The organism is Methylocystis sp. (assembly GCF_050251305.1).
In the GTDB taxonomy this organism is placed as follows: Bacteria; Pseudomonadota; Alphaproteobacteria; order Rhizobiales; family Beijerinckiaceae; genus Methylocystis.
Map to the genome: position 1 here is coordinate 21,016 of NZ_JBFWNB010000042.1, position 8,584 is coordinate 29,599.

An 8,584-nucleotide genomic window follows, 5' to 3' on the forward strand; every position below is an offset into this window, starting at 1 on the left:
CGGCTAGGGACGCGCCTCGAGGATCATGTTGAACGGGGTCGCCGCCGCCTTGCGAAAGCGCGAGAAGCCGCCTTCGCGCACGACATCCCGGATGCGCTTTGCGCCGGCCTGGGCGCCGAGCGCGAGCCCGACTTCCTGATTGAGCGAGGTCGGCACGCAGATGTGGGTGGAGCCGGCGTAATAGACCCGGCCGACGGGATTCAGATTCTCCGCGAGACTGTCGCCGGCCGCCGGCTCGATCAGCATCAGAGTTCCGTCTTTCGCCAGGACGTCGCGAATATGCGCGACGGCGCCGACGGGGTCGCCCATGTCGTGCAGCGAATCGAACATCGTCACGACATCATAGCCGTCGCCAGTGAAATCCTGCGCGCGCCCCACTTCGAACCGCACATTCGCGCGGCCGTTGGCTTTCTCCCGCGCATGGGCGACGGAGCCCTCGTGGTAGTCGATTCCGACGAAGCGCGAATTCGGGAAGGCGTCGGCCATGAGCAGGGTGGAGACGCCATGGCCGCAGCCGACGTCGGCGACCTTGGCGCCGCGCTCGAGTTTCTCCGTCACGCCGTCAAGCGCCGGCAGCCATTCGGCGACGAGATGGGTCCGATAGCCCGGCCTGAAGAAGCGCTCGACGCCGCAGAACAGACAGTTGCAATGGTCGCCCCAATGCATGCCCTTGCCGCTCTTGAAGGCGTCGGCGAGTTTGGGTTCGTCGTGGAAGATCGCCGACAGCAGGCTGAAGCCCCCGACCATGAAGGCCGGGCTGTCCTCGGCCGCAAACACCGCGGTCTGTTCCGGCGACATCGAGAATTTGCCGGCGTCGGCGTCGTAGTCGACAAAGCCGGAGGCCGCCTGCGCGGAGAGCCATTCGCGCACGTAGCGCTCATGCGTGCCGGTCTTCTCGGCGAGTTCGGCGGAGGTCGCCGCGCCTTGCGACAGCGCGCGGAACAGGCCGAGCTTGTCCCCCAAGATCACCAGAGCCGCATTGGAGGCCGCTCCAAGTTCGTTGACGACGGCGCCGACCAGCGAGTCGAGCTTGTTCATGTCGAGATTCATGCTTCGCCTCCCGAATTCGATATGCGCCGCGGAGCGTTTTCAATGTCGTGCATGGCGCCGACGTCGCGCGCGGGCGTGGGACGGGAGAATACAGGCGCAACGCCCGCCTGCCGAGCGATGACGTCGCTGTCGGCCGCGAGATTTCGCTGAAGTCGGCTCGGGACTCTCGCGCTAGCGGAATTTTATGGTCAGATCGGTGCCGTCGGCTCCAGTCTCGCCGCTGACCGGCTGGTCCGAGACGATGAGCGACGCCCCGGTCCACAGCCTGTCTGCGATCAGGTCGCGAACGTCTTTCGGGATGTCGATGCGCTCCAGCGCTTCCGCCGGACTCGCGCCCGTCGTGCGCCAACTCCAGGAAACATCCGTCTTCGTGTCAGCCGACGCTAGATTTTTCCTGCGCTCCACCGGCCTGTCGGCGCGCACGGGCATCGTCACGACCGACCATTTGAGCGACCCGTCGTCGTCCGCGGCCGTCGCGATAAAAAGATGCGAGCCGAGCGGCGTATCGGGATCGCGGATCTCGACCGGCGCGTCGAACACCGGCGAGAGTCCCTGGCGCACATAGATCCGCCGGTCCTTCTTGCTGATCAGCACCGAGACGGGCATCACGCGTTTTTGCGCGTCCCGATCCGCTGCGACGGCGACGGCGACGGCGGCGCGCGCCTCTTCGAGCCGTCGATCGGCGGCGGCGGACTCGGCGTCCTTCGCCGCCGCGGCCGTTCTCGCCGGCTCGAGCTTCGCCGTCGCTTCGTCAAGCGAGGCGCTCGCGTTGGCTTTCGCCAGCAGCGCCGCATCTTGGGCGAGGAGCGCCTTTCCATAGGCCCGCGTCAGACTGTCGGCTTTCGCCTTGGCCCGACGGTCGCCCGCGACCGCGCTGCGCTCCGCAGCTTCGGCGGGCTCCTGCTGACGGGCGATCGCCGCCGTCGCCGCGTCATAGGACGCAGCCGCCCGATCGGCTTTCGAGAGGGCCGACGTATGGGCGGCTTCTGCGGCGCCGAGCTCCGCTGCGGCGCGCGCCGCCTCCTTCCGCTTCGCGGCGACGTCGGCGGTCAATTCCTGCACCGCCTTTTTCGCGGCGACGACGTCAGCGGCGGTCTTGGCCTTCAACTTTAGAGCATATTGATGCGGATTGATTTTCGGTCGTTCGGCGATCGCGTTCCGCGGCGCAGTGGCGACAGGCTCCGATGTGTCGAGCCGGGTCGCGCTGGCTTCGTCCTTCGGCGGTTCGGCCGGCGATGGCTTGTCGGCCGGCGAATCGGCGGCAGCGTGGGACTCCTGCTGCGAATCGGCGGCAGGCGCGTTCTTGTCGGCGTCAGCCGTCTCACGGTCCGAGTCGCGCCCGGTCTGCTCGGCGCGCTCTTGCGACGGGCTGACGGCGGCCGCGTCGGCCGCGTCGAGCGAGGGCTGTTGCGCATCCGGCGGGTTCGCCGTTTTTGCGGCTTCGGACGGTTTGTCCGCGGCGTCGGCTTTGGCTTCCGCCGGCTGTTGCGAACTGGCGGCCGGCGCGTCGGCGTCGGCCTTGGGCGGAGCCGCTTTCTGTTGCAATTCGTCGGAAAGCGGGTCGGCGTGGGCGGCGCTCGGCCCGGGGTCGACGGTGAACGCCTGCTGCGGATCGGCGGCGGGCGCGGGCTTGGCGGCGGCCGGCGCAGCGCCCGGGTCGCTCTGCCGCTCCGCCTTCTCCGGCGCGGCGGCGCGTTCTTGCGACGACGGCCCGTCTTCGCCGGGCTCGGCGGACGCGCGCATTTTCGGCGCAGGCAGCAGCGGATGCTCGAATTCCGTCGGCGTCACGTCATGCGGAGAGATGACGACGCGTTCGCCGATCCTGGTCATTCCCCACATCTTTGCGGCGAATGCGGCGGGAAGTCGAATGCAGCCATGCGAGGCCGGGTGTCCCGGAACGACGCCGAGATGCATGGCGATGCCGGACCAGGTCACCCGCTGCATGAAGGGCATGGGCGCGCCGGAATAGATATTCGAGCGATGAAACCGCTCGCGGCCGATAATGCTGAAAATGCCCTTGGGCGTCGGATGTCCGGCGACTCCCGTCGAGATGGCGGACCGCGCGACTAGGCCGTGGCGATTGTAGATCGACACATGCTGATCGGCGATCGAGGCGATCAAAAACAGGGGTCGATCGAGCTTTGGGGCCTCGGCCTTGGCAGTTCGCGCCGCCGCGGCGCCGTCTTTCCCGGCGGCGGGACGCGAGATTTTCTTGCGCGTCTGGCGTTGCGGTCGCGCGACGCGGCGTGGCTCCGGCGGGGCTTCGACGCGTGGGGCGCGCTCGCCGCCCCAGAAATAATAGTATTGCGCGATCGCGGGCGATCGCGCGAGGACGAGCGTCGCGGCGGCGGTGATCGCGGCCGTCGAAAAAAGTCTGGCGCAAGAGCGCGTTCGCAAGCGCATGAGCCGCTCCAAACACTGCGGTTGAGCGCCTTCAGTATTAAGGCGAATGTCTTATTTAATCTATAATGAATGGCTAATGCGAGGCCTAGCGACTGTAAAGTGGCGGCCAAGGGCGTCGCGAAAGCTTGAACGAAGCTGGCGATGCGTCCGTAGTGTATTGTTCTTAACTGAGATTTTAACGATCGGCGACAAATTTTGCGATTGCCGCGAATGCGGCGTCGGTCTCTTTCAACACGCCCGGAAAGAAATAGAAGCCGTGCGGCATGGCTTCGGCGACGAAATGTTCGACGTTCGCGCCCGCCGCCGCCAACTTTTCGGCGAAGGCGCGATTGTCGTCGACCAGCGGATCGGCGGTTCCGCTGACGATCAACGTGCGCGGATAGGCCTTCAAATCGGCGAGCGCCGGGCTCGCCCAGGGATGCCGCCACTGCGCCGATTTCGCCAGATAGGCGCCGCGCGCAAATCCCATGAAGGCCGCGTCGATCACGACCCCCGCCGGCGCGAGCCGCTCGAAGGACGCAAATTTTTCGAAATGAAAATCCGTCACCGGACAGAGCAGCACGGCCGCGGCGATAAACATGCCGTCCTCGCGGCCCCTGATCGGCAAGGCGGCGGCGAGATTGCCGCCGGCGGAATCTCCGCAGACCAGGATGCGCGATGCGTCTCCGCCGATGTCGGCGCCTTTGTCGCGCATCCAGCGCAGAACCGCCATGCAGTCGTCGAGGCCGGCGGGAAAGGGCCATTCGGGCGCGCAGCGGTAATTGACGCTGACGACGAGAAGGTCGTTTTCGGCGGCGATGCGGCTGGTCACGAAGGCCGTATCCTCGGAGCGTCCGACGACGAAACCGCCGCCATGGACGTAAAGCATCATCGGCTTTGGATCTTTGCCGGGCGGCGCGAAACATGCGCAGCGGATCGGGCCGGCCTCCGAAGGAACGGCGAGAGTCGTAACAGCGACCTGCGGATAGAGCTGCGCCGCGCTCGGCGGCAGCGCGGCTGGGTCGATCGCCACACCTTCGCCTCTGTAACAGGCGCGCACGGGCGCCATCATCATGTCGCGCATCGCGACGGGGACGCGCAGTTGCGACAGCAATCGATAGAAGGGCGCCGCCGGATCATTTTCGAAAAAGCGCACGACGCCCGGTCCGTCGGCGCGCGCGTCGACGAAGACGGGCGAAGGGGCGCGGCGTTGTTCGGCGTCATCCATGTCATCGCTCTCCAAGGCTTCTCAAGGTTTTCCATGGCTTCGCGCGCGAAAAAACAGGCGCGCCTTGCGTCGATCGTCAGAGCGCTCGGCGCAGAGATTTCGCAGAACATGCGCGCAGCGCAGACGCCGTCCAAAATTGACAGGACGCGGCCGCGAGAACAATAATCAAGCCATACCGTCTGCGGGGGCGAGTTCCATGACTGACAATGACGACGGCGCCGACCGTCGGCTTTCGCGCCGATCTTTCTTGCTTGGCGTCTTCACGCTTCCCTTTGTCGTCGTGGATCCCGAGCCGGCGTCGGCGCAGCTCGGTCTCATCGGCGCAATGCTCGGAGGATTCCGCTTCCGATATCGCGGGCGACGCCATTACGGCGGCCATCGCCACTCTTATCGGGCGCGTCCTCGTTACACGCGGCATCATCGCGGGCGCTCGCATGTTGCGGGCCATCATCGCGGCGGCGGGGGTGGCGGCGGGGGATCAGGCGGCGGCAGTGGCGGCGGCGGCCAATTCAGCAAAGGCGGACTCTAGCGTCGGCCGCGCCGCCGCTTGATCCGCTGCAAGGCTTCGGCTGCGTCGGGAATGGCCTGCAGGCTCGCCTTGTAATACAGCTCTTCCGCTCTGCCGCGATTGACGCTCAGCCCGGCGAGGCCCTTCTCATAGGCTTCACCGAGCCAGAATTGCGCCCGGCCGTTGTTCTGCGCTTCCGCCAGCTCGAACCAGTGGACCGCTTCGTTCGGATCCTGCCTGCCGTCGGGCGTCAGCCCGTCCTTGTACATGACGCCGAGCGACGCCTGCGCATCGGCGTAGCCCTGCGCGGCGGATTTCCTGAACCAGTTGAACGCCTCGGCGAAGTTCTGATGGCCCGGCGCCTTCGCATATAGGGTCCCAAGATAATATTGCGCTTCCTTGTCGCCGGCTTCCGCCAGTCTCTGCGCCATCGGGAAGGCGACGTCCCATCGGCTGCGGTCCTTCATCGCCGCGCGCAAGTCGTAGATCGACGCCGTCGACTTGGGCGAGGACGACTGGCGCCAGTTGCAGCCCAGGGGATCGTTGGGCGTCGCGAACTGCGAGTTGCAGTCGCCGCGTCGCGGAATCGGCGCGTCGTTGACTGTGCGGATGGAGCGCTGATCGCCGTCGCTCGAGTCGTTCAGCGTCGTGCGCTCCTGTCGTTCTGGCGGCGAGGGCTCGGTGAACGCGAGAAACGCCAGCGTCGCGACGGCGGCGGCCGCGACGCCGAGCGACGCGCCCTGCGCCGCAGGATGCAGTCGCTTGAAGCGGCGCACGACCGTCGCGCTTCGGCTCTTCGCGATGGCGATCAGCTTCGTCGACATGCGCTCGGGCGTCGGCACGTCGCGCTCGGCGGTTGAATCCTGGACGAGATGCCCCGCGTTTCGCACGATGCTCGCGGCGTCGATGCGCAGCGCGGTGGCGCCGAGCGCGTCGCTGAAGGCGCGCATGTTCGGGTATCGCTGCTCCGGACGTTTCGCCAGCGCCGTCATGATCGCCGATTCAATTTCCGGCGTGACGCCGGATATGCGCGGCACGAGCGGCGGCGCCTCGGCGTGGATCTGCGCCTGCGTCAGATCATATTCGGTCGCGCCGGAAAATGGCGGCGCGCCGGCGAGCATTTCGTAAAGCACCACGGCCAGCGCGTAGAGATCGCTTCTTTCGTCGCCTTCGCCGCCGCGGCATTGCTCCGGCGACATATACAGCGGCGTGCCGACCGCCGTGCCGGCGCGCGTCAGGCGCACGCTGCCGCGCACGCGCGCAATGCCGAAATCCATGATCTTGATCCGGCCGTCGTCGGCGACCATCAGGTTGGACGGTTTAATGTCGCGATGGATCACCCCCATCTGATGCGCATAGGCGAGTCCATCCGCCGCCTGTGCGATGACCGCGAGACTTTCCTTGACGCCGAGCGGCTTGCCGCGCTCCCGCAAAATCTCGTCGAGCGGCCGGCCGTGCACCAGCTCCATGACCATGTAAAGGTCGTTGCCCTCCAGCACCGGCGAGTAGAGCGTCGTGATGTTCGGGTGATTGAGTTTCGCGAGGCTTGTCGCCTCGGCGCGGAATCGGCTGACGAAATCGGGGTCCTGAGTCAGCTCCGCGCGCAGCGATTTGATCGCCACTTCGCGCTCGAGGAAGGTGTCCACCGCCGCATGCACCTTGCCCATCGCGCCGGTGCCGAGCAGCGTGACGACTCGATAGTGTCCGATCATCTGCGGGTCGGTCATCGCTCAACCCTCCGCAATCGCGTCGATCTTCGCCGTCAGCGCGCCCGTCGGCGAGTCGGCGACCTGGATCCGCTTCGTCGCCGCCTGGTCGGCGGCCTGATTGGCGCCGTCCGTCTCGACGACGAAGACTCCCACGGAAATATTGTCATGGCCGCCGCCGCGGCGCGCGGCCTCGATCAGCAGCCGGCAGGCCTCCGCCGGCGGATTTTTGGAGGCGAATTCGGAGATCGTTCCGTCGGCCACGAGGTTGGTCAGCCCGTCGGAGCACATCACCGCAAGATCGCCCAGACGGAGCGGCAGGCCTTCCTTCCAGATCGTCGGCTCCACGTCGAGACGCGTGCCGAGCGCCTGCAGAATGACATTGCTGCCGGCGCCCTTGCCGGCGTCCTCGGGCGACATCACGCCGTCGCGCACCAGTTGCGCATGCAGCGTCTGGTCGTCGGAAAGCTGCGTGAGCTCGCCGTCGCGCATCAGATAGGCGCGGCTGTCGCCGACATGCGCGAGCCACAGAAGATTGTCCCTGACGGCGAGCGCCGTGCAGGTCGTCCCCATGCCGGCGCATTCTGGATGTTTGGCGGCGTAGTCGAAGATTGCCCGATTGGCCGCGTCGAACGCCGCGCGCAGCGCTTCCGACGGCGTCTTGTCGAGCGAATAATAGACGCGCCGCACCACTTCGAGCGCGAGCGCGCTGGCGACTTCGCCGGCGGCGTGGCCGCCCATGCCGTCGGCGACCAGCGCGAGCGCGCCAAAGTCGCGATCACTCCGGCCGGCGCTCGCGATGAAGGCGACGGAGTCTTCGTTGAGCCGCCGGACGCAGCCGACGTCGGTGCGGATTGCGCCCGCGATGCGCAACGCATCTGTGGATGGCCTGTTCGCCGTCATGGGGAAGGCGGCCCTTTACTATTCGCGTTGCGCCTGTGTGAGCTCTGCGCCGTATTTGATCGGCACCGCCATGGTCGCTTTGGTGTCGCCGACGTTACGGCTGTACGTGAACAGGCCGATGACCTTGCCCGATGAGTTGAACACCGGACCGCCGCTGTTGCCCGATCCCGTGGCGACGACGCTGAGCTGGTAAACATCGCCCATGTCGCTCGCGAAGGTCCCGCCTTCGGTCGATTTCACGCCGCTCGCGGTTTTCGACACGATGCCTTCGGTGACGGTCGCTTCGGTGATCTTTTCAAGCTGGCTGCGAATGCGGCCGCGCTCTTCCGTCTGCCGCAACACGAAATTTTCGACCGAGACGGCGGGATAGCCGAGCACGGTGATGTTCTCGCCGATCTCGACCGGCGCGTTGGGCGCCATTTCGACTTTCGTCAGCGTCTGGGGCGAGTCGATCTTGAGCAGCGCCGCATCCGCGTCCGGCGAGGTCCTGACGAGATTGGCGTTCACGCCGAGCCGGCTGCCGTGGAACTTCACCTCCAAGACTTCGTTGCGTCCGACGAAAGACGCTTTGTTGTTGGAGTTCGGGTCGGGCGTATTGCCGGCGAGCGCGGTCGTGGGATCGTCCGTCTTGAAGATGTAGCCGCCGGATTCGGGGATCCAGTGGAACACGTCGGAGTAGGTCGAATCATATAGATCGATGACCTTCGGCTCCTTGATTTTCGCCCTCCGCTTTTTTCCCGAGGTGACGACGACGTAATCGTAGAGAATGCCTTCTCGGCCGCCTTCGGCGCCGTTGCCGACCTGCCA

The 8,584-nt window shown here is 66.2% G+C and carries 6 protein-coding genes; all 6 read right to left on the minus strand.

The annotated features are described in order from the left end of the window. Positions 1-3 precede the first annotated feature (3 nt). Positions 4-1,050: a class I SAM-dependent methyltransferase gene (locus AB7F41_RS13130; protein ID WP_428382159.1), complete on the minus strand. Its 1,047-nt coding sequence runs from the start codon at positions 1,048-1,050 to the stop codon at positions 4-6. A 171-nt stretch (positions 1,051-1,221) separates the two neighbouring features. Continuing rightward, positions 1,222-3,453: a L,D-transpeptidase family protein gene (locus tag AB7F41_RS13135; protein ID WP_428382158.1), complete on the minus strand. Its 2,232-nt coding sequence runs from the start codon at positions 3,451-3,453 to the stop codon at positions 1,222-1,224. Positions 3,454-3,628: 175 nt separating this feature from the next. Beyond that, positions 3,629-4,660: an alpha/beta hydrolase gene (locus tag AB7F41_RS13140; protein WP_428382156.1), complete on the minus strand. Its 1,032-nt coding sequence runs from the start codon at positions 4,658-4,660 to the stop codon at positions 3,629-3,631. Positions 4,661-5,185: 525 nt separating this feature from the next. Further along, complete coding sequence (locus AB7F41_RS13145; RefSeq protein ID WP_428382154.1) at positions 5,186-6,895, minus strand: serine/threonine-protein kinase; 1,710 nt, start codon at positions 6,893-6,895, stop codon at positions 5,186-5,188. 3 nt (positions 6,896-6,898) lie between these two features. Next, positions 6,899-7,777, minus strand: a complete 879-nt coding sequence (locus AB7F41_RS13150; RefSeq protein ID WP_428382152.1) for a PP2C family protein-serine/threonine phosphatase — start codon at positions 7,775-7,777, stop codon at positions 6,899-6,901. An 18-nt stretch (positions 7,778-7,795) separates the two neighbouring features. Continuing rightward, the coding region (locus AB7F41_RS13155; RefSeq protein WP_428406608.1) for a trypsin-like peptidase domain-containing protein at positions 7,796-8,584 on the minus strand (789 nt) is incomplete at its 5' end.